This is a genomic window from Rhizobium sp. UBA1881 (genome assembly GCF_002338015.1).
GTDB lineage: Bacteria > Pseudomonadota > Alphaproteobacteria > Rhizobiales > Rhizobiaceae > Rhizobium.
In genome coordinates this window covers 1-19,179 of record NZ_DDHH01000111.1, presented here as the reverse complement: position 1 = coordinate 19,179, position 19,179 = coordinate 1, and the positions used below count along the sequence as shown (strand labels likewise).

The 19,179-nt window shown below is 63.3% G+C and carries 24 protein-coding genes and 1 other RNA gene; 13 read left to right on the top strand and 12 right to left on the bottom strand.

From position 1 onward, the window contains the following. The first annotated feature begins 95 nt into the window (after nt 1-95). Both B3605_RS13325 and B3605_RS13320 read left to right on the top strand, forming a co-directional pair. Entirely contained in the window at nt 96-662 is a 567-nt protein-coding gene (locus B3605_RS13325; RefSeq protein WP_112945004.1) for a helix-turn-helix domain-containing protein, read from the top strand. Between the two features lie 121 nt (nt 663-783). Then, on the top strand, nt 784-1,302 hold the full coding sequence (locus B3605_RS13320; protein WP_112945003.1) for a GNAT family N-acetyltransferase: 519 nt from the start codon (nt 784-786) through the stop codon (nt 1,300-1,302). Between the two features lie 20 nt (nt 1,303-1,322). Here B3605_RS13320 and B3605_RS13315 read toward each other — a convergent pair whose 3' ends face one another. Next, the gene (locus B3605_RS13315) at nt 1,323-1,790 is read right to left on the bottom strand and encodes a group III truncated hemoglobin (protein WP_112945002.1); all 468 of its coding nucleotides are present in this window, start codon (nt 1,788-1,790) and stop codon (nt 1,323-1,325) included. Nucleotides 1,791-2,720: 930 nt separating this feature from the next. On the opposite strand from B3605_RS13315, the gene recF reads away from it, so the two are divergent. The 3 genes from recF to B3605_RS13300 are packed head-to-tail and all read left to right on the top strand — an operon-like array spanning nt 2,721 to nt 5,139. Continuing rightward, nucleotides 2,721-3,845, top strand: coding sequence for a DNA replication/repair protein RecF (recF, locus tag B3605_RS13310; protein WP_018899087.1), 1,125 nt, complete (start codon nt 2,721-2,723; stop codon nt 3,843-3,845). Continuing rightward, nucleotides 3,842-4,669, top strand: a complete 828-nt coding sequence (locus B3605_RS13305) for a molybdopterin-synthase adenylyltransferase MoeB (RefSeq protein WP_112945001.1) — start codon at nt 3,842-3,844, stop codon at nt 4,667-4,669. Before recF ends, B3605_RS13305 begins: the two co-directional genes overlap by 4 nt. Further along, on the top strand, nt 4,666-5,139 hold the full coding sequence (locus tag B3605_RS13300; RefSeq protein ID WP_112945000.1) for a GNAT family N-acetyltransferase: 474 nt from the start codon (nt 4,666-4,668) through the stop codon (nt 5,137-5,139). The genes B3605_RS13305 and B3605_RS13300 overlap by 4 nt, the downstream gene beginning before the upstream one ends. Nucleotides 5,140-5,149: 10 nt before the next feature. On the opposite strand, the gene B3605_RS13295 is transcribed toward B3605_RS13300, so the two are convergent. Continuing rightward, entirely contained in the window at nt 5,150-6,151 is a 1,002-nt protein-coding gene (locus B3605_RS13295; RefSeq protein WP_047506511.1) for a 2-hydroxyacid dehydrogenase, read from the bottom strand. 182 nt (nt 6,152-6,333) lie between these two features. Between B3605_RS13295 and B3605_RS13290 the strand changes: the two genes are divergently transcribed. Continuing rightward, the gene (locus B3605_RS13290) at nt 6,334-6,873 is read left to right on the top strand and encodes an SH3 domain-containing protein (RefSeq protein ID WP_018899091.1); all 540 of its coding nucleotides are present in this window, start codon (nt 6,334-6,336) and stop codon (nt 6,871-6,873) included. A gap of 115 nt (nt 6,874-6,988) precedes the next feature. Here B3605_RS13290 and B3605_RS13285 read toward each other — a convergent pair whose 3' ends face one another. Further along, nucleotides 6,989-7,981, bottom strand: a complete 993-nt coding sequence (locus B3605_RS13285) for an adenosine kinase (RefSeq protein ID WP_112973723.1) — start codon at nt 7,979-7,981, stop codon at nt 6,989-6,991. 130 nt (nt 7,982-8,111) lie between these two features. Further along, nucleotides 8,112-8,327, bottom strand: a complete 216-nt coding sequence (locus B3605_RS13280; RefSeq protein WP_296434416.1) for a hypothetical protein — start codon at nt 8,325-8,327, stop codon at nt 8,112-8,114. An 82-nt stretch (nt 8,328-8,409) separates the two neighbouring features. On the opposite strand from B3605_RS13280, the gene B3605_RS13275 reads away from it, so the two are divergent. Then, a complete protein-coding gene (locus tag B3605_RS13275) occupies nt 8,410-9,354 on the top strand; it encodes an AEC family transporter (protein WP_047506515.1) in 945 nt (314 codons plus the stop codon). 59 nt (nt 9,355-9,413) lie between these two features. On the opposite strand, the gene B3605_RS13270 is transcribed toward B3605_RS13275, so the two are convergent. Next, a complete protein-coding gene (locus B3605_RS13270) occupies nt 9,414-9,989 on the bottom strand; it encodes a c-type cytochrome (protein WP_112944997.1) in 576 nt (191 codons plus the stop codon). A 158-nt stretch (nt 9,990-10,147) separates the two neighbouring features. Between B3605_RS13270 and B3605_RS13265 the strand changes: the two genes are divergently transcribed. Both B3605_RS13265 and B3605_RS13260 read left to right on the top strand, forming a co-directional pair. After that, nucleotides 10,148-10,903 carry a 3-deoxy-manno-octulosonate cytidylyltransferase gene (locus B3605_RS13265; protein ID WP_112944996.1) on the top strand — a complete coding sequence of 252 codons (756 nt, stop codon included), beginning with the start codon at nt 10,148-10,150 and terminating at the stop codon, nt 10,901-10,903. Nucleotides 10,904-10,913: 10 nt separating this feature from the next. Continuing rightward, nucleotides 10,914-11,774 carry a prephenate dehydratase gene (locus B3605_RS13260; RefSeq protein WP_047506519.1) on the top strand — a complete coding sequence of 287 codons (861 nt, stop codon included), beginning with the start codon at nt 10,914-10,916 and terminating at the stop codon, nt 11,772-11,774. Between the two features lie 46 nt (nt 11,775-11,820). Here B3605_RS13260 and B3605_RS13255 read toward each other — a convergent pair whose 3' ends face one another. The 5 genes from B3605_RS13255 to B3605_RS13235 form a co-directional block, all read right to left on the bottom strand. After that, nucleotides 11,821-12,189 (bottom strand): VOC family protein, encoded by a 369-nt coding sequence (locus tag B3605_RS13255; protein ID WP_047506521.1) that lies wholly within the window; start codon nt 12,187-12,189, stop codon nt 11,821-11,823. 96 nt (nt 12,190-12,285) lie between these two features. Then, complete coding sequence (locus tag B3605_RS13250) at nt 12,286-12,546, bottom strand: hypothetical protein (RefSeq protein ID WP_112944995.1); 261 nt, start codon at nt 12,544-12,546, stop codon at nt 12,286-12,288. A 52-nt stretch (nt 12,547-12,598) separates the two neighbouring features. Then, nucleotides 12,599-13,303 (bottom strand): helix-turn-helix transcriptional regulator, encoded by a 705-nt coding sequence (locus tag B3605_RS13245; RefSeq protein ID WP_112944994.1) that lies wholly within the window; start codon nt 13,301-13,303, stop codon nt 12,599-12,601. A gap of 9 nt (nt 13,304-13,312) precedes the next feature. After that, nucleotides 13,313-14,275, bottom strand: coding sequence for an NAD(+) diphosphatase (gene nudC / locus B3605_RS13240; RefSeq protein WP_112944993.1), 963 nt, complete (start codon nt 14,273-14,275; stop codon nt 13,313-13,315). Continuing rightward, entirely contained in the window at nt 14,272-14,682 is a 411-nt protein-coding gene (locus B3605_RS13235) for an HIT family protein (RefSeq protein WP_112945024.1), read from the bottom strand. Before B3605_RS13235 ends, nudC begins: the two co-directional genes overlap by 4 nt. An 89-nt stretch (nt 14,683-14,771) precedes the next feature. Here B3605_RS13235 and ffs point away from each other — a divergent pair. From ffs to B3605_RS13220, 3 genes are all read left to right on the top strand, one after another. Beyond that, nucleotides 14,772-14,868, top strand: an RNA gene (ffs, locus tag B3605_RS13230) — signal recognition particle sRNA small type. A gap of 47 nt (nt 14,869-14,915) precedes the next feature. After that, nucleotides 14,916-16,796 (top strand): DNA polymerase III subunit gamma/tau, encoded by a 1,881-nt coding sequence (locus B3605_RS13225; protein ID WP_112944992.1) that lies wholly within the window; start codon nt 14,916-14,918, stop codon nt 16,794-16,796. A 22-nt stretch (nt 16,797-16,818) separates the two neighbouring features. Then, entirely contained in the window at nt 16,819-17,142 is a 324-nt protein-coding gene (locus tag B3605_RS13220; RefSeq protein ID WP_112944991.1) for a YbaB/EbfC family nucleoid-associated protein, read from the top strand. Nucleotides 17,143-17,213: 71 nt separating this feature from the next. Here B3605_RS13220 and B3605_RS13215 read toward each other — a convergent pair whose 3' ends face one another. Both B3605_RS13215 and B3605_RS13210 read right to left on the bottom strand, forming a co-directional pair. Further along, nucleotides 17,214-17,744 carry a DUF992 domain-containing protein gene (locus B3605_RS13215; RefSeq protein WP_112944990.1) on the bottom strand — a complete coding sequence of 177 codons (531 nt, stop codon included), beginning with the start codon at nt 17,742-17,744 and terminating at the stop codon, nt 17,214-17,216. Between the two features lie 105 nt (nt 17,745-17,849). Continuing rightward, entirely contained in the window at nt 17,850-18,467 is a 618-nt protein-coding gene (locus B3605_RS13210; protein ID WP_112944989.1) for an MOSC domain-containing protein, read from the bottom strand. A 56-nt stretch (nt 18,468-18,523) separates the two neighbouring features. Between B3605_RS13210 and recR the strand changes: the two genes are divergently transcribed. Then, nucleotides 18,524-19,129: a recombination mediator RecR gene (gene recR, locus B3605_RS13205; RefSeq protein WP_112944988.1), complete on the top strand. Its 606-nt coding sequence runs from the start codon at nt 18,524-18,526 to the stop codon at nt 19,127-19,129. Nucleotides 19,130-19,179 lie beyond the last annotated feature (50 nt).

Genomic DNA, 19,179 nt, shown 5'->3' with positions numbered 1-19,179 from the left:
GTTTACGATAAGTCGCGCCATCATGCGGCGAAAATAGCGCTTGTTTCCACGATTGAACCATGCATTTCTATTATAGTGGAAATATGGATCGGATAATGGAACAGGAACTCGAAACGGCGATCGGCGTCAGGATTCGAAGGCTCAGAACCGACAGAAACCTGAAGCTCGACGATCTCGCCACCGCCTCCGGCGTCAGCCGGGCGATGATCTCGCGCATCGAGCGTGGCGAGGCGAGCCCGACTGCGGCCCTGCTCGCCCGCGTCTGCGCCGCACTCGGCCTGTCGCTCTCGGCCTTCTTCGCCGAAGAAGGCGAGGCCGCGTCGCTATCGCGCCGGCAGGACCAGCAGGTCTGGCGTGATCCGGAAACCGGCTACATCAGGCGCGCCGTCTCGCCGCCGGGCACCACGTCGGATGTCGATATCGTCGATGTCGAGTTCCCGGCCGGCGCCCGCGTCAGCTTTCCGCCGCATGCGGCCGCCAGCGGCATGACCCAGCATATCTGGATGTTCGATGGCGAGATGGAGATGACGACGGGCGACAACACCGTGCATCGCCTGCTTCCCGGCGATTGCCTGTTCATGCCCGTGGCCGAAGGCCATGTCTTTCATAATCCCGGCCCCGCGCCGGCCCGCTATTGCGTCGTGCTCGACCGCCGCCGCTAGCGCATCGGCCCGAAAATCGGAATCGATTTTCGGAAAGCTCGATGCGTCGATTCAAAGAGTTAGAGCGTCCTTTATGCGTCCATTCGGACGTACGGTGCTCTAGTCAATCTCAGGAGACCCCATGACAACCATCCGCCTGCTCGACGCGACAGAGGCTCGCGCCGCGATACCCGATCTTTGCGATGTGCTCGTCGATTGCGTCGATGGCGGCGCCTCCGTCGGCTTCATGCAGCCATACACGCGCGCAGACGCCGAACCCTACTGGCAGGCCGTCGCCGAGAGCGTCGCCTCGGGCGCCACCTTGCTTTTCGCAGCCGAGCTTGAGGGCAGGGTGCTCGGCACCGTGCAGATCGGCGCCGCCCAGATGCCGAACCAGCCGCATCGAGCCGACCTGAAGAAGCTCCTCGTCCACCGCGCCGCGCGCGGCAAGGGCCTGGCGCGTCTGTTGATGCACGCCGCCGAAGAGGAAGCCGCGCGTCGCGGCAAGACCATTCTCGTATTGGACACCGCGACCGGCAGCGATGCCGAGGCGATCTATCCGCGATTGGGCTGGGAGCGCGTCGGCGTCATCCCGGATTACGCGCTCTGGCCGGAAGGCGGCTTCTGCGCCTCCACCTTCTTCTACAAGCGCATCGCCTGATTTCGGGTGGCCCGGCGATCTCAGCTCTTCCTCAGCCTGGGATCGTCGAGCGCGGGATTATAGAACAGCGACAGCGTCAGGCTCCTGGCGATCCGCTCGGCCGTCGCCATGAACCATGCCTTCGCCTCGTTGGAGGGGGCGATATCGTCAAGCGTCGCGGAAAACAGCGCCAGCCATTGCGGAAAAAGCTCTGGCGTCATGTTGGCCACGCCGACATGCGCCTGCACCGGCTTGCCGCCATAAGCGCCGCTGCGAAAGGCGACGGAGGACCAGAAGCTCTTCATCTTCTCCATATGCTCCGGCCACCGCCCGGAAAGCCTGGCGTCGAACACCGGCCCCAGTGCGGGATGTTCCAGAACACGCCCATAAAACGTCTCGACGAGCCGATCGATAAACGCCCCATCGACCCCCATGCCCGCCATCTCGGCCTCTGCCCGCTCCCTGATCGCCGCCGAATGCGCCGCCCGTCCCTGTATCTCGCTATCCATCGCAAAATCCGTTTCACCGCGTTCCTGCGGCACGCCTGATATAAGCGCTCGCCCGCTGCTGCGAAACCCGCTGCGACGCAATGCCCTCGCCGTGTATGATGCGGCTTCTTGAGCGAGGGGATGTCGGAGATGATGCGAGTATTGATGATCAAGCACTTACGCAAAATCCAGGCGCTGATTTTCCCCGCGTCGGAAACGCCGCCCTACACTATCGGCGTCCCGTCATCGGATACACCGGCAGGCGTGCCGGCGAGGCGGGATCGGCGCGGAGCGTGAGGGTCAGACGCAAAACCTCATGACCCGGGTCCGCGGAAAATGATCTCCCTCCGGTGACGGCGGCTTCCCTCGCAAGAGGGGCCGAGTTGAGCCCGGACGTGCCTGTGAGGCACACATGGTCTCGCCGCGAAGTTGGGCGAGAAGGCAGAGAGATCGAAGTCGCGGATAAAAACCGCCGAACGGGGCGCTGGGAAGCGCCATATTCTACTTACTCAACCGAGGTGATTTCCAGCGCCCCGTCCGAGTGAAGTGCATGGTGGAGACACGGGCTTTCGGGCGGCGTGGGGATTTGGTGTGTCTTTCAAGTGCGGTCTTATGGTCGTGAGGCGGTGCCGTGAGTTACCCCCCTCTGCCCTGCCGGGCATCTCCCCCACAAGGGGGGAGATCGACTCGTGGTGAGGCTTTCGCCAAACAATGAGCGTTGAGCGAGCGGCCGCGCCCAGCCAATCTCCCCACCTGTGGGGGAGATGCCCGGCAGGGCAGAGGGGGGTATCACACGGCACAACGCTCAATACCTGATCGCGACACCGCAGACCGCTAACACTCATTCCGCGCTACACATTCGCAAGCCTCACACTCCCCACACCCCACCCCCACCCTTGCCATCCGCGCCCATAGCGCTTAGCTCTCAGCCGTCACGAATCCGGATAAAGCATGCCCCACAAGGTTTCCCTGTCCCGTCTCAAGCTCACCGACTTTCGCAATTATGCGTCGGCCGGTTTGCAGCTGGATGGCCGGCATGTGGTGTTGGTGGGGGATAATGGCGCCGGCAAGACCAATCTGATGGAGGCGGTGTCGTTTCTGTCGCCGGGCCGGGGGATGCGCCGGGCCACCTATGGCGATGTCACCCGCGTCGGCGCCCATGGCGGCTTTACGATCTTCGCGGCGCTCGACGGCATGGATGGCGAGGTCGAGATCGGCACCGGGGTCGACGGCAATGACGAGAGCACGTCGCGGCGGCTCCGCATCAACGGCACGCCGGCCAAGACCGCCGACGAACTCACCGATCACCTGCGCCTTCTCTGGCTGACACCCTCGATGGATGGCCTCTTCACCGGCGGCTCGTCCGAGCGTCGCCGCTTTCTCGATCGCCTCGTGCTGTCGCTCGATCCCGCCCATGGCCGCCGCGCCAGCGATTTCGAGCGCGCCATGCGCAGCCGCAACAAGCTGCTCGACGAGCGCCGCTTCGATCCCTCTTGGCTGTCAGGCATCGAGGAGCAGATGGCAACGCTCGGCATTGCGATGGCCATGGCCCGCCAGGAGATGCTCGGCCTCCTCGTCCGCCTCATCGAGGAAACCCGCGAGACCTCGCCATTCCCGTCGGCATCGCTCGATCTCGCCGGCTTCATGGATGGCCAGTTCGATCGCCCCGCCGTCGATCTCGAGGATGAATACGCGGCACAGCTCGCCGAAAGCCGCTATCGCGACGCCGCCGCCGGCCGCACGCTGGAGGGACCGCACCGCGCCGACCTGCTTGTCCGCCACCGCGACAAGCGCATGGAAGCCGCGCGCTGTTCGACCGGCGAGCAGAAGGCGCTGCTGGTTGGTCTCATCATGGCGCACGCCCGCCTCGTCGCCAATCTCACCGGCCATGCGCCGATCCTGCTGCTTGACGAGATCGCCGCCCATCTCGACGAAAACAGGCGTGCCGCGCTTTTCGATCTGATCGACGCGCTCGGCGGCCAGGCCTTCATGACCGGCACCGACCGGTCGATGTTCGCAGCACTCGGCGACCGGGCGCAATTCTTCACCGTTGCCGATGGAAAGATATTCGAATGACCGACACTTTCCCCGCCGCCAAGGGCCATGCTAGCATCGCGCCCATGGAACCGTTGAGCCCGGAAGAAATCGCCCGCTACCAGCGCCACATCCTGCTGCCGGAGATCGGCGGCGCCGGCCAGCAGAAGCTGAAGGCCGCGCGTGTGCTCGTCATCGGCGCCGGCGGCCTCGGCGCTCCCATCCTGCAATATCTCGCGGCAGCCGGTGTCGGCACGCTCGGCATTTCAGACGACGACCGGGTATCGCTCTCCAATCTGCAGCGCCAGGTCATCCACGATTCCGGCACGATCGGCGAATTGAAGACGGAAAGTGCGGCCTTCGCCATCGCAAGGCTCAATCCGCATGTCCGCGTTATCCGCTTCGAGGAGCGCTTCTCCGCAGACAGCGCCCGCCGCCATCTCTCCGGCTTCGATCTCGTCATCGACGGTTCGGACAATTTCGACACGCGCTACACCGCGGCCGATGCCGCCGAAGCGGCTCAGTTGCCTCTGGTAACCGGCGCGGTCGGCCGGTTCGATGGCTCGGTCACCGTGCTGAAGCCCTATGAGACAACAGCCGATGGCGTGCTCAATCCCACCTACCGCGACCTCTTCCCGGAAAAGCCGCCGGAGGGCCTCATCCCCGTTTGCGCCGAAACCGGCGTCATCGGCGCGCTCACGGGCGTCATCGGCACGCTGATGGCGATGGAAGCAATCAAGCTCATCACAGGCACCGGCGAGCCGCTGGTCGGCCGCCTGCTGCTTTATGATGCCCTTGCGGCGCGCTTCGACACCATCCGCTACAAGCGTCGGCGCGCCCGACAGAGCCAGAGCCAGGCATCGTGACCATCCTTCGCCTCGATGCCGGTTTCTCCCGCTGGGACGAGCTTCTCGCGCTCATCCTGTCGTCCTTCGCGTACATGAACGACCGCATCGACCCGCCATCCTCGGCGCTCGGATTGACGGTGCAATCGCTGGCCGCCAAGGCGCAAGCCGAGATCGCCTATGTCGTGATCGAAGAGGGCGCGTTTGTCGGCTGCATCTTCCTGCGACCGGAAGCGGACTGCCTCTATGTCGGCAAGCTGGCGGTGGCGCCGACTGCCGAACGGCGCGGCATCGGTCGGCGGCTACTTGTTATTGCCGAGGACACCGCTCGCGCACTTTCGCTGCCGGAGCTGCGGTTGGAAACACGCATCGAGCTCACCGAAAACCACGCTGTCTTCGGCCGCTGGGGTTTTGAGAAGACCGCCGAGAACGCCCATCCTGGCTTCACCCGCACCACATCCATCGAGATGCGCAAGCGCCTCGCGTTCTAGCGCCCTGGGCTTAACGCCCCGGCAGCACCCGGTTCGGCGGGCGGTGGCCGTCCATGAAGGCGCGGATGTTGATGATCACCTTGTCGCCCATGTCGATACGGCCCTCGATCGTTGCCGAGCTCATATGCGGCAGGAGCACCACCTTGCCCTCGTTGGCGAGCTTGATCAGCTTCGGATTGACCGCCGGTTCGTTCTCGAACACGTCGAGCCCGGCGCCGGCAAGCTTGCCTTCCCTGAGCGACTTGATCAGCGCCGCCTCGTCGATCACGTCGCCGCGCGCGGTGTTGACGAGATAGGCCGTGGGCTGCAGCAGCGCCAGGCGCCGTGCCGAGAGCAGATGGAAGGTCGCCGGCGTCGACGGGCAGTTGACCGAGACGATGTCGACGCGCGCCAGCATCTGGTCGAGGCTTTCCCAATAGGTCGCCTCGAGCTCGTCTTCGGTCGTCGCCGTCACCCGCTTGCGGTTGTGATAGTGGATGGAGAGGCCGAAGGCCTTGGCGCGGCGGGCAACGGCGGTGCCGATCCGGCCCATGCCGACAATGCCGATCCGCTTGCCGTGAATGCGCCGTCCGAGCATCCAGGTGGGTGACCATCCGGCCCATTCGCCGGGCCGGTCGGTCAGCACACGCGCACCTTCGCCAAGCCGGCGCGGCACGGCGAGGATCAGCGCCATCGTCATGTCGGCGGTATCTTCGGTGAGCACGTTGGGCGTGTTGGTGACGGTAATCCCCTTGCGGGCGGCGGCCTCCACGTCGATGTGGTCGGTGCCGTTGGAGAAGCTGGCGATCAGCTTCAGCTGCGGCCCGGCCTCGTCGATTAGCGCCGCGTCGATCCGGTCGGTCACCGTCGGCACCAGCACGTCGGCGCTCTTCATCGCAGCCGCCAGCTGTGCTGCGGTGCGCGGCGTGTCGTCGATGTTGAGCTCGGCGTCGAACAATTCGCGCATGCGCGTTTCGACGGCATCCGGCAGCTTGCGGGTAATGTAGACCTTCGTTTTTTTCTTTGTCGTCATATCCTGGAGCTGCTGCCTTGTTCAGAGGTCCTTAACCAAGACGCGGGATAATTTTCCCGTTCCGGGGAATTTCTACCAGACCCGTACGCGAAGACAAACAAAACTCGTTGAGCGTGCGTGGAATGTCGAGGTCCGGAAATCAGGCGGAGGAACCGCCTGGATCATAGCGAACGGAAATCGTCATGCGCAGCACAGTCCTGAAATCATGCCTCGCCCTCGCGTTGGGCTTTGTGCTTTCGGCCGGCACCGCCGAGCTTGGCTATGCCCAGGCGGCGAAGGGTCCGAGCGGCCTGCCGCTGCCGCGCTTCGTCACGCTGAAATCCAAGCGCGTCAACCTGCGCATCGGCCCCGGCACCGATTATGCCGCGTCGTGGATGTATCTGAAAGCCGGCCTGCCGGTGGAAATCATCCAGGAATATGACAACTGGCGCCAGGTGCGCGATGCCGATGGCACCGAGGGCTGGGTCAACCAGTCGCTACTGTCTGGCTCCCGCGCCGCCATTGCCGCCCCCTGGATGAAGGGCAAGGGCAAGAGCGTCTTCGTCAACGTGCGCCGCGAGGCCCAGCCATCCGCGACCGTCGTCGCCAAGCTGGAGCCCGGTGTGATGATGAACATCGGCGAATGCACCGGCGACTGGTGCCTCGCCAAGATTGACGGCGCCGAAGGTTGGGTGGCGCAGTCGGAAATCTGGGGCGCCTATCCCGGAGAGGCCTTCAAGTAAGGCCGATCCAGGCGAAGCCTTCAAGTAAGTGAGGCCTTCAAGTAAAAGAAGCCTTCAACGGATTGAAGGCTTCCAGATAAGTCAGAGGGCAGATACGCTAGGGGTAAGTCAGGCCTTAGACGAGACCCGCCTGCTTGCCGGCCTCAGTGAGCGACTTCATCGGACGCGGTCCGATCTGCTGGATGACGATGCCGGCCGCCAGGCAGCCGAGCTTGCCGCAATCCTCGAGCGTCCGGCCCTGCGTGTAGCCATAGAGGAAACCCGCCGCGAACAGATCGCCGGCGCCGGTCGTGTCGACAAGCTCCTTGATCTCGATGGCGCCGACATAGAAGCGCTCGCTGCCCTTCAAGATGACGGCACCCTCTTCGCTCATCGTCACCGCGGCGATCTTGCAATCCTGCGCGATCTTGACGAGCGCCTCTTCGAAATCCTCGGTCTCGTAGAGCGCCAGTGCTTCTTGGCGGTTGGCGAAAACGATGTCGACGGTACCCGTCCGCATCAGGTCGAGAAACTCGTCGCGATAGCGGCCGACGCAGAAGCTGTCGGAAAGCGTCATCGACATTTCGCGGCCGTTCTCATGGGCGATGCGGGCGCAATCGCGGATCGCTTCCTTGGCGCGCGGCGGATCCCAGAGGTAGCCTTCGAAATAGGTGACCTTCGACTGCGCCACGACCTCGGGCTCGACATCCTCGGGTCCGAGCTCGACGCAGGCGCCGAGATAGGTGTTCATCGAGCGCTCGCCGTCTTCGGTCACGAAGATCATCGAGCGGGCGGTCGGCGGGAACTTGCCCTTCGGCTGCGTCTGGTAGTGGACGCCCTGGGCGCGGATGTCGTGGGCGAAGATCTCGCCGAGCTGGTCTTCGGCAACCTTGCCGAAATAGGCAGCCTTGCCGCCGAAATTGGCGATGCCGGCCGCCGTGTTGCCGGCGCTGCCGCCCGAGGCTTCCAGCGCCGGGCCCATGTGGTTGTAGAGCAGTTCGGCGCGCTCGGCATCGATCAGGTTCATCGCTGCCTTGGTGATCTTGTGATCAATGAGGAACTGGTCGTCGCAACGCGCGATAATATCGACGATGGCGTTGCCGACAGTCAGTACATCGAATTTGGTCATGAAATGGGAGGTCCCGGTTTTGGTGATAGCCGGTAGTCGGTCTTAGCGGATTTTCAGCCCATGGGAAGCAGAAATGCCGGATTTGCGGCCAATCCTTTCGCAAAAATGCCGCGCCGACGTCATTCGCCTGTCATTTTGGCTGGCTATATCTCTCATCAACAAGATCGGCATGGACGGCTTTAGGGCAGTCGCCGATCGAGAAGGGCCCGACAAACAAAACGATGCCCTTCGACGATACCGGTGCGACGCTGACCACGGATGAACTGGCAGCATGACCAACCGGCAATCCGGCAGGACCGGATGCGGAAAAGCGGGCCGAACCCCGCTTTTTTTGCGTTTGCGCCATGGCCGATGTCATTCCGGTTTGTCAGCGCGAACGGTTTGCTGTTAGACCTTTGATATTCCATGCAATAGGCAATCCGTCCCCGATGTCCGCCATCTTTCTCGACGTTCTTCCCATCTTCGTGATGATCTTGATCGGCTGGCTGATCGTCAAAGTGGGATTGATGAAGGCGGAGGTCGGCGATGCGCTGAGCGACTTCGTCTTCAAGATCGCCGTGCCGTTGCTGCTCTTCCGCACCATCGCCGAAGCGGATTTCAAGGGCGCCTCGCCCTTCCGGCTCTGGATCGCCTATTTCTCCGGCGTCGCCATCACCTGGACCGCCGCCCATATCGCCGCCACGCGCTTCTTCGGTCGTGACGACCGCATCGGCGTGCTCGCCGGCGTGTCGTCGGCCTTCGCCAACACCATCTTCATCGGCCTGCCGCTCGTTCAGCGCACCGTCGGCGACAAGGGCCTCGTGCCGCTGTCGATCCTGATCGCCGTGCACCTGCCGGTCATGATGATCATCGGCACGATTCTGATGGAGCGCGCCGAGCACAAGATCGCCGGTGGCAAGGGTCGCAGCATTGTCGCGGTGCTGCGCCAGATCGCCAGCAATCTCGTGCGCAATCCGCTCGTCATCGGGCTCGCCGGCGGCGCCCTCATGCATCTGCTCGGCTGGACGATGCCGATGCCGGTCGAACTGGTCGTCGATCAGATCGCCGGCGTGTCCGGCCCCGTCGCCCTGATCTCGCTCGGAATGGCGCTGCAGCAATACGGCACCTCGGGCAATGTCGGCATCGCCAGCGTCACCTCCGCCTTCAAGTTGCTGCTCCTGCCTGCCTGCGTCTGGACGACCAGCCACCTGCTCGGTCTCGAAAGCGATTGGACCGCGGCACTCGTCCTGATCTCGGCGGTTCCCACAGGCGTCAACGCCTGGCTGATCGCCAACCGCTTCGGCGTCGGCCACAGCTTGGCCGCCTCGACGATCACGCTGACGACCGCGCTCGGCGCCATCACCGTCTCCTTCTGGGCCTACCTCCTCGGATAACACGCATGAAAAAGCCCGGCGCATCGGCCGGGCTCAAACGTATTCAGATCTGTCCGAACTTACTGCGTCGCCGAATCAGGCGCGTTCGGATCGGGCAGCGGCACCGGCGCATCGGCCAGCGTGTGCAGATAGAGGATCACGTTGGCGCGGTCGGTGTCCTTCTGGAGGCCGGCAAAGCCCATTGCCGTTCCGGCAATGTACTTCTTCGGCGCGGCCAGGAAGTGGTTCAGGTGATCGAAGGTCCACTTCTCGCTGGCGCCCTTGGAAAAATCCTTCATGGCGGCGGAATAGGCGAAACCTTCATGCGCGCCGATGGGACGATCTACGACACCAAAGAGGTTCGGCCCGACCTTGTTCGGTCCCCCTTTCGTGCCGTCATGACAGGCCTGACACTTCTTGAAGACCGTTTCGCCGGCCTTGGCGTCGGCTTTCGCAAGCAACTGCGCGATCGGCACGGCGGCAGCCGGAGCAGCGCCACCGGCATCGGCGGCCGAAGCTTCCTCGGCTACAATGGTAAAGCCCTCTTTCTCCGGATTTTCCGAATGAAACAGGCTTTCCGAAGCGATGGATACGGACATCAGGACGAAAACCGTCCCAAGTAGCGCTCCCACCGCCGTATTCACGTAAGAATTCATCTGTGATGCTCCCCCCTCACAGCCGGCAGACATAAAACCGGTCTGTCACTTGAAATCGAGCGAAACCTATGTCTTTTGGCTAGTTCTTGCAACAGCCGAACGCCTCGGCGGCATGAGACTTTTTGACACCTTTCCGCCCGGAAATGAAGGCCTGAGCAATGGCAAGTCCAAATTTAGACAACGTACTCGTCCTCATTCCGGCCCGCATGGCATCCACCCGACTGCCCGGAAAGCCGCTCGCCGACATCTGCGGCAAGCCGATGGTCATCCAGGTGGCTCTGAGGGCGAAGGAGGCCGCGATCGGCCGCGTGGTCGTTGCCGTCGACGAGCAGGAAGTGTTCGACGTGGTCGCCGCCGCCGGTTTCGAGGTCGTCATGACCGCCAAGGCGCATCAATCCGGCTCCGACCGCATTTACGAGGCGCTGACCAAGGTCGATCCCGAAGGCCGCATCGAATATATCGTCAACGTCCAGGGCGACCTGCCGACGATCGAGCCGGAAACGGTGCGCGCATCGCTGCGCCCGCTGGAAGACGCCGAGGTCGATATCGCCACGCTGACCATCGCCATCGACAACGAGGAAGACAAGACCGCACCTCATATCGTCAAGGTGGTTGGCTCGCCGCTGTCGGAAACCCGCATGCGGGCGCTCTACTTCACCCGGGCAACGGCACCCTATGGCGAAGGCCCGCTTTATCATCACATCGGCCTCTACACCTATCGCCGCGCGGCGCTGGAGCGCTTCGTATCGCTCGGGCCCTCCACACTCGAAAAGCGCGAATCGCTGGAGCAGCTGCGGGCGCTGGAAGCCGGCATGCGCATCGATGTCGAGATCGTTGACACCGTTCCGCTCGGTGTCGATACTCCCGCCGACCTTGAAAAGGCGCGGCGCATTCTTTCCGCACAATCGAAGTAACGGATCTCCCATGAGCATCAAGACCAACAAAATCGCCTTCCAGGGCGACTTCGGCGCCAATTCCGACATGGCCTGCCGCGACATGTTTCCTGATATGGATCCGCTGCCGTGCCAGACCTTCGAGGATGCCTTCGTGGCGCTCGAAAGCGGCGATGCCGACCTGGCGATGATCCCGATCGAAAACACCATCGCCGGCCGCGTTGCCGACATTCACCACCTGCTGCCGGAATCGCGCCTGCACATCATCGGCGAATATTTCATGCCGATCCGCTTCCAGCTCATGGTGCTGCCCGGTGTGACCAAGGATGAGGTCCGCACCGTCCATAGCCACATTCACGCGCTCGGCCAGTGCCGCAAGATCGTCCGCGCCAATGGCTGGAAGGCCGTGGTTGCCGGCGATACGGCGGGCGCCGCCAAGCTGGTACAGGAAACCGGCGACCGCTCGATGGCAGCGCTCGCGCCGCGTCTGGCAGCCGACCTCTACAAGCTGGATATCATTGCCGAAAACGTCGAGGACACCGAAGACAACGTCACCCGCTTCGTCATCCTGTCGCGCGACGAAAAGTGGGCCGAGCGTGGCGCGGCCGAAGAGAAGCTGGTCACCACCTTCGTCTTCAACGTTCGCAATATTCCGGCAGCACTCTATAAGGCGCTCGGCGGCTTTGCCACCAACAGCATTAACATGACCAAGCTGGAAAGCTACCAACTCGGCGGCAAGTTCGTCGCCACCCAGTTTTACGCCGACATCGAAGGCCACCCCGGCGACGCCAACGTCCGCCGCGCGCTGGAAGAGCTGCAGTTCTTCTCCGAGAAGGTCCGCATCCTCGGCGTCTACAAGGGCCACCCGATGCGGGGCCTGCTGCAGAAGTAACGACAAAGGGCGCCGAGGCGCCCTTTTTAATGCTCTGCAGCGATGCTTACTTATCCGGCTCACAAACCCGCAGCCGATGCCCATCCGGATCGAGCACCACGAAGGTCGGGCCGAAGTCGAGGTCGGTCAGATCCTGGGCGATCGGCAGGTGGCGGTCGCGCCAGTCGCGGTAGAGGTTGGAGACGCCGTTTTCGCCCGGCACCATGAAGGCGATCTCGGCGCGGCTGCCGATCGCCGATGGTTGCGGCACGACGCTGCTCAGCCGCCACAGCCCGAGCGTGAAGCCCCCATCGAGCGCGAAAGCCACGAAATTGGGCGCGTCGGCAACCGGTTCGCGGTTCAAGAGCGCCTTGTAGAAGCTGGCGCTCGCGGCGGGATCGCGGACATAGAGAATGATGAGATTGGGGCTATTCATGATGGTGTCCCTCTGCGTGAAAATGACGTGATGATGAGAACGCCGCCGGGTTCTCCGGCAGCGGTCAAAAGCGTGATTGAAATGTTAGAGTGTCGGTTACCGCTCGCGGTCGCAGCTGCCCCAGTCGATGACGCCGATATCGCGCCTCAGATTTTCCGACATGGATTGCGGATCGAGACGCGGAGCGCCCGTTCGCCCAAGGTTGCGGCCCATGCTATGCGCCATGCTGCGCGATGCATTCTGCATCATCCTGAGCATCAGCGATTGCGGATACCAGGTGTCGGAGCTGGCCTCGTCGGAACGGTGGTTGCCGCGTGTCGTCTGGCCCATGGTCTGGGACGTGTTCAGGCTCGTCATGGCAGGTCCTCCTGTTTCGATAGGACCCATACTAGACTCATATGCTGTCAGTTTATGGCAGTAGTGTTTTCTGTTCGCGCGGCACGATCTCGCGGTCGCTCCACTCCTGCAGCAGCACGGCGCGGCGGCGCGGATAGCGCGTTTCCTGCGGGATCATCTCGACGATCCGATCGGTGCGGAAATGCCGGTAATCCTGTCTGAGCTCGCACCAGGCGACGATCATCCGGACCTGCTCGGTGTAGCTGATGGCGAAAGGCCAGACATTTCGGATGGAGACCGCGCCGCCTTCGTCGGTATAGGTCAGCTTCAGCACCCGCTCGCCGCGGATCGCCTTGCGGATCACGCCCATGTCGGCCTTGCTCGATATCGGCGGGCGCATGTGGATGAGGAGGGGGGACGTTTCGATCTCGTCGCGGATCTCGCGTGGCAGCACGTCGGCGATCTTGGCGAGCGCGTCGGCGCCCGCTGCCGCCAGCCTCGGATCTGCCGCCCGCGCCACCCAACGCGATCCCAGCACCAGCGCTTCGATCTCGTCTTGCGAAAACATCATCGGCGGCAGCATGAAGCCGGGCCTCAGAATATAGCCAAGCCCCGGCTCGCCCTCGATCAACGCGCCTTGCGCCTGCAGGCTGGCGATGTCGCGGTAGAGCGTGCGGATACTGACGCCGGTTTCTTCCGCGAGCACCGCGCCGCTTACCGGCCGCCTATAGCGGCGCAGCGTCTGCAGCAATGTAAGCAAGCGTTCTGAGCGAGCCATTCTATTGGCCTACCGGTTCTTCCACTCCACCCAGTCGCGCATTAGGCGATGAGCGATCGCGCCCTTCGGCGGCGGGGCGCTGCCGTTGGCACCGGGACGCTCGAGCATCTCGATCGTCTCCTCGCGGGTAAACCAGCGGCAATCCTCGAGCTCCTGCTCGTCGCGGGTGATGTCGCGTGACTTGGCCTCGGCGTAGCAGCCGATCATCAGCGTGTGCGGCATCGGCCAGGGCTGCGAGGCGTGGTAGCGGATGCGGCCGGTGCGGATGCCGGATTCTTCCAGCGTCTCGCGGCGCACGGCATTCTCGATGGTTTCGCCGGGCTCCACGAAGCCGGCGAGACAGGAATACATGCCCGGCGCGAAATGCGGACCGCGCCCGAGCAGGCAGAGATCGCGCTCTTCGTCGATAGTGAGCATGATGACGACAGGGTCGGTACGCGGGAAGATCGTGTGCTGGCAGGCGGAGCAGACGCGCTTGTAGCCGCCGATATGCATCTCCATGGCGGAGCCGCAACGGCCGCAAAACCGGTTGTCGCCGTTCCAGCGTATCAGGCTGGCGCCCTGCGCGAATTCGCCAAGCAGCACGTCGTCGAGCAGCATGTCGCGATAGAGCGACCGGCCGTCGGCGGGCTTGTATTGGCTGGACAACTCCTCTTCCGGCACGGCGACCGGCACCGCCAGTCTCGGCTCGCCCGTCTTGCGGTAGCCGAGCAGGATCGTCTCGTCCCAGTTGGGCTTGAGATCGGTCAGCTCGTAGCGCGCGAACAGCGGGTCGAGCACCTGGCCGTCATGCTTCAATACAAGTTTGTCGCCGGTGAAGGCGAAGATATGGGTTCCATCCTTGGCGAGCGCCTCGTCCACCGAGTTTTCGTTGCGATGCTCGGAATCGCGGATCAGGTCGTTGGCGGCGAATGCCGTCAGATTGCTGGGCTCGGGATGGGGTACATCCGTCTCGAAAAGCGAACGGCTCATGATGAAAGGGCTTCCCGCATCGTCTTAATGAATTGCTCTCGTTTCGCGTCTTCATAGGCCTCCGCCTTGCCGTAGCCCCAGATCGGGCCGGGCCAGTTCGGATCGCCTTCGAAGCGCGCGACGACATGAACATGAAGCTGGCGGACGATATTGCCAATAGCCGCGACATTGATTTTTGTCGCCCCGGTCACCTTCTTCAAGGCCGTCGAGGCCAGCTCCGTCTCGAATGTCAGCATCACCTGATCGAGCGGCGTCAGCTCGAAAATCTCGGTGATATCGGCGCGCTGCGGCACGAGGATCAGCCATGGCCAGCGACAGTCCCTGGCCAGCCGGAAGTCGCAGAGGCCCGTTTTCAGGATACTGATGCTGTCATTGGCCAGCCGGTGGTCGAGTTTGAAAGCGTCCAACGGGTATTCCTCCAGAGTTTTCCATAGGCTAGCAGTTTTTTCGGAGCTTGGCTTGCTTTTGATCGCGATATTGCCGATATGTGCCTTCGGGAGGTTGGTGGTGGACGAGCCACTCGCCAACCGGGTCAGGTCCGGAAGGAAGCAGCCCTAACGAGCCAGGCACGGGTCATCGTGCCAGCCTCCCACCCTTCTCTCCATCCTTTGCCCGAAGAGTTCGGGCGTTAAGCAGGGCGATGAGCGACACCGAGCGACAATCACAAGATGCCGCCTCGACGGGCACCGGATACCGGGTGCTGGCACGCAAATACCGCCCCAAGGATTTCACGGATCTGATGGTCGGCCAGGAGCCGATGGTCCAGACCCTGACCAACGCCTTCGAGACCGGCCGTATCGCGCAAGCCTACATGCTGACCGGCGTTCGCGGGGTCGGCAAGACGACGACCGCCCGCATCCTGGCGCGCGCGCTGAATTACAAGACAGCCGAGATCGACAAGCCGACGATCGATCTGCGCATCCCCGGCGACCACTGCCAGGCGATCATGGAAGGCCGCCATGTCGATGTCATCGAGATGGACGCCGCCTCGCATACGGGTATCGACGACATCCGAGAGATCATCGAGCAGGTGCGCTATCGCCCGGTGTCTGCGCGCTACAAGGTCTACATCATCGACGAAGTGCACATGCTCTCCACGCAGGCCTTCAACGGCCTGCTGAAGACGCTCGAAGAGCCGCCGGAGCATGTGAAGTTCATCTTCGCCACGACTGAGATTCGCAAGGTGCCGATCACGGTCCTGTCACGCTGCCAGCGCTTCGACCTGCGCCGCATCAGCGCGTCCGATCTCGTCGGCCTGTTCACCACGATCGCATCGAAGGAAGGCATCGAGGCTGAGCCCGATGCGCTGGCGATGATCGCCCGTGCCGCCGAGGGCTCTGCGCGCGACGGCCTGTCGCTGCTCGACCAGGCGATTGCCCATGGCGGCGGCGCGGTGCTGGCCGAATCGGTGCGTGGGATGCTCGGCCTCGCCGACCGCGCCCGCATCGTCGATCTCTTCCAGCACGTCATCAAGGGTGACGTGGCCGCAGCCCTTGGCGAATTCGAAAGCCAGTACGAGGCCGGCGCCAATCCGGTGGCGGTGCTGACCGATCTTGCCGATTTCACGCATCTGGTGACCCGTCTGAAATACGTGCCGGATGCCGCAAATGATCCCTCGCTCAGCGAAATCGAGCGCACCAAGGGTGCGGAATTCTCGCAAGGCGTCGCCGTCACGGCATTGTCGCGCATCTGGCAGATGCTCTTGAAGGGCATTCCCGAGGTGGAAGCATCCTCGCGCCCCTCGGGTGCCGCCGAAATGGTGCTGATCCGCCTGGCGCACGCCGCCCACCTCCCGGCCCCCGAGGACGCAGCCCGTAGGCTTGCGGAATTCTCTGAGAACAACGGTGGCGCGCGTTCGGCCTCACCATCGGGCAATGGTGGTGGAAATGGCGGCGCGACCGTCAGCTATCAGGGCAATGTCATGGCCCGCGCCGCGGAAGCCACGGCACCACGCCCGCAGCCCGCCGGCCCGACCGCCATGCTGCGCGTCGTCCAGAACTCTGATCCTCAGAGCCTCGCCGTCGGCCGCACCGAGGCGAAGGCCGCCGATGCGCCGCAGCCGCTGGTGCGGGTCAATTCGGTCAGCGATATCGCCAACCTCGCCGGCGAAAAGCGCGATGTGAAGATCAAGGCGCTGGTGCGCAATTTCGTGCGCCCGGTTCGCGTCCAGCCCGGCATCCTGGATGTCAACCTGACGGAAGGCGCGCCGGGAACGCTGCTCAACGAACTTGCGCTGAAGCTCAAGGAATGGACCGGCATCCACTGGATCGTCAGCCTCAGCCGCGAGGCCGGCCAGCCGACCATGGTGGAAGCCGAAGCCAACGCCAAGGCGCAGCAGGTGAGCGACGCCAGGCAGGATCCTGATGTGGCGGCCATCCTCTCGCAGTTTCCGGGCGCCAAGATCATCGACGTTCGCGTCCGCGCGCCGGAACCGGAAGAAGAGGAAGGTCCCGTGCAGGCGCCGGCGACCGCCGAATCCGAAGAGGGCGATATTCTGCCCGGCGACGACATAGAATTCTGAGACACCAAGAAGGGAGAAGACGATGCGCGACATCATGGGCATGATGGGCAAAGTCAAGGAAATGCAGGCCAAGATGGAGCAGATGCAGGCGGAAATCGCCTCGCTCACGGCCGAAGGCAAGTCCGGTGGCGGTCTCGTGACCGTCGTCATCACGGGCAAGGGCGAGATGCAGAGCCTGAAGATCGATCCGTCGCTCTTCAAGGAAGATGACGTCGAGATCCTCGAAGACCTGATCGTCGCCGCCCACAAGGATGCCAAGGAAAAGGCCGACGCGGTTGCCGCCGAAAAGACCAAGGCGCTGACGGCAGGCCTGCCGATCCCGCCCGGCTTCAAGATGCCATTCTGATCATTCGATCAAACTTGGATTTGCAAGCGCCGGCGCCCATCGGGTGGCCGGCGCTTGTCGTTTGAGAACGCTTATTTCGTGTGCTTTTGCGTGTGGTGTTTGGCGGGCTTTGCCATTTTCGGCGGAACGAAGGTCAGCTTCATGTTGGCGATGCCGGCCGCGACGTTGAGGCCGGATGTGCCCTCGACGGACAGCGGCTGCAGCGCCACCGATCCCTCCAGGCCGCCGACCAGCGCATTCGCCCCGAGACCGAGGCCGACGGTCGCATTGGCGGCGACGCCGGAATAACTGCCCTGCAGCGCGCCCTCGGGATGGTTCGCCGGCGCATAGACGTACCAGATCAGCGTTCCGCCCTTGAGCACGCCGATATCGACGCCGATCTTGGTGATCGCGCCGCGATAGTGCTCCACATGCCCGGGCTGCGAGGGCGTGAACATGCAGTCCACCTCCCGTTTCGAGCCGATGATCATGCCGATTCCCGCCGAGATATCGCAGGTCAGCGACCCCGCATGCACATTGGCCGCCGCCGCCGGCTGCGGAGCGGAAAGGGCCGTCGCGGCGGCAACGGCAAGGGCGAACGAGGTAAATTTGAAGACGGACATGCAGGCCTCCTTGGATTGGCATACCGTCCGAAGGAAATTAGGAGACGTCCCGATATCAGCAAGTGATCATGAAGCCGGAATCTCGGTGCTGGGACCCGCACGGGCTTAATTCTCGGCGAGAAGGCTGTCGCGCAGCTTGTAGTGGATCGGCGCGGCCAGATAGCGGGCGCGGTCTTCGGCTGACAGCCGCCTGCCGAACGTCGCCATCATCTCCGGCATCGTCACCCGCGCTCCAACGAACCGCTGCCATTCCACCGTCTCGCCGGCCGCCACCGTGCCCGGTTCGATCACCCGGCAATAGATGCCGGGGCGGCCGGCGCGGGTGTAGCGTTTAACGAACAAGGGATCGCCCATGCGCGCCGCGAAGGTGGCACAGGGAATGCGCGCGGAGGTCACCTCGAGCACAAGATCGCCGGCTATGAACCGATCCCCGACTGCGACCATCGTGTTGTCGAGCCCTTCGATGACGAGGTTTTCGCCGAAGGTGCCGGGAGTGATCGTCTGCCCGAGCTCCGCCGACCACCAGTCGAGCGTCAGCGATCCCTCGACATACACGGCCTGGTCGACACCGCCATGGTGCTTGCGGTTGCAGATCGCGTCGCCAAGCAGCCCTTCGGCGTCGACCAGCACGCCGCCGCTGATGGCGTGCTTGTTGATGCCGGTCTTGTAGCTTTTGCCAGGGAGCCTCTCTGCGTTGCCGATGCAGACGGCGAGGATTTTCATAAGGCCCGCTTTTCTGTCCGTTTCCGTTTTTCAAACATATGGGCTAAGAACCCGATATGGCAAAGCGAGTCACCGGCCCCGAAATCGAAAAACTCATCCAGCTGCTGGCGAAGGTGCCGGGCCTCGGCCCACGCTCCGCGCGCCGCGCCGCGCTGCATCTGATCAAGAAGAAGGATCAGCTGCTCGGGCCCCTCGGCAGCGCCATGGGCGAGGCCTATGACAAGGTCAAGATCTGCTCGCGCTGCGGCAATGTCGATACCTCCGATCCCTGCACCGTCTGCATCGATGATCGCCGCGACCAGTCCGTCATCATCGTCGTCGAGGATGTTTCCGATCTCTGGGCGCTGGAACGCGCCGCCGCGCTCAACGCTGCCTATCACGTGCTCGGCGGCACGCTCTCGCCGCTCGATGGCGTCGGCCCGGATGATCTCAACATCAAGGGCCTGATCGAACGCGTTACGGCCGGCGGCATCAAGGAACTGATCATCGCCGTCAATGCCACCGTCGAGGGGCAGACCACAGCACACTATATAACGGATCAGCTGGCCGGGCTCGATGTGAAGATCACGCGATTGGCGCATGGCGTGCCTGTAGGCGGTGAGCTTGACTATCTCGACGAGGGCACGTTGACCGCGGCGCTTCGGGCGCGGACGACGATATGAGGGGAGATTTGATGCCGTTGGAGATCCGCCATACCCCCCTCTGCCCTGCC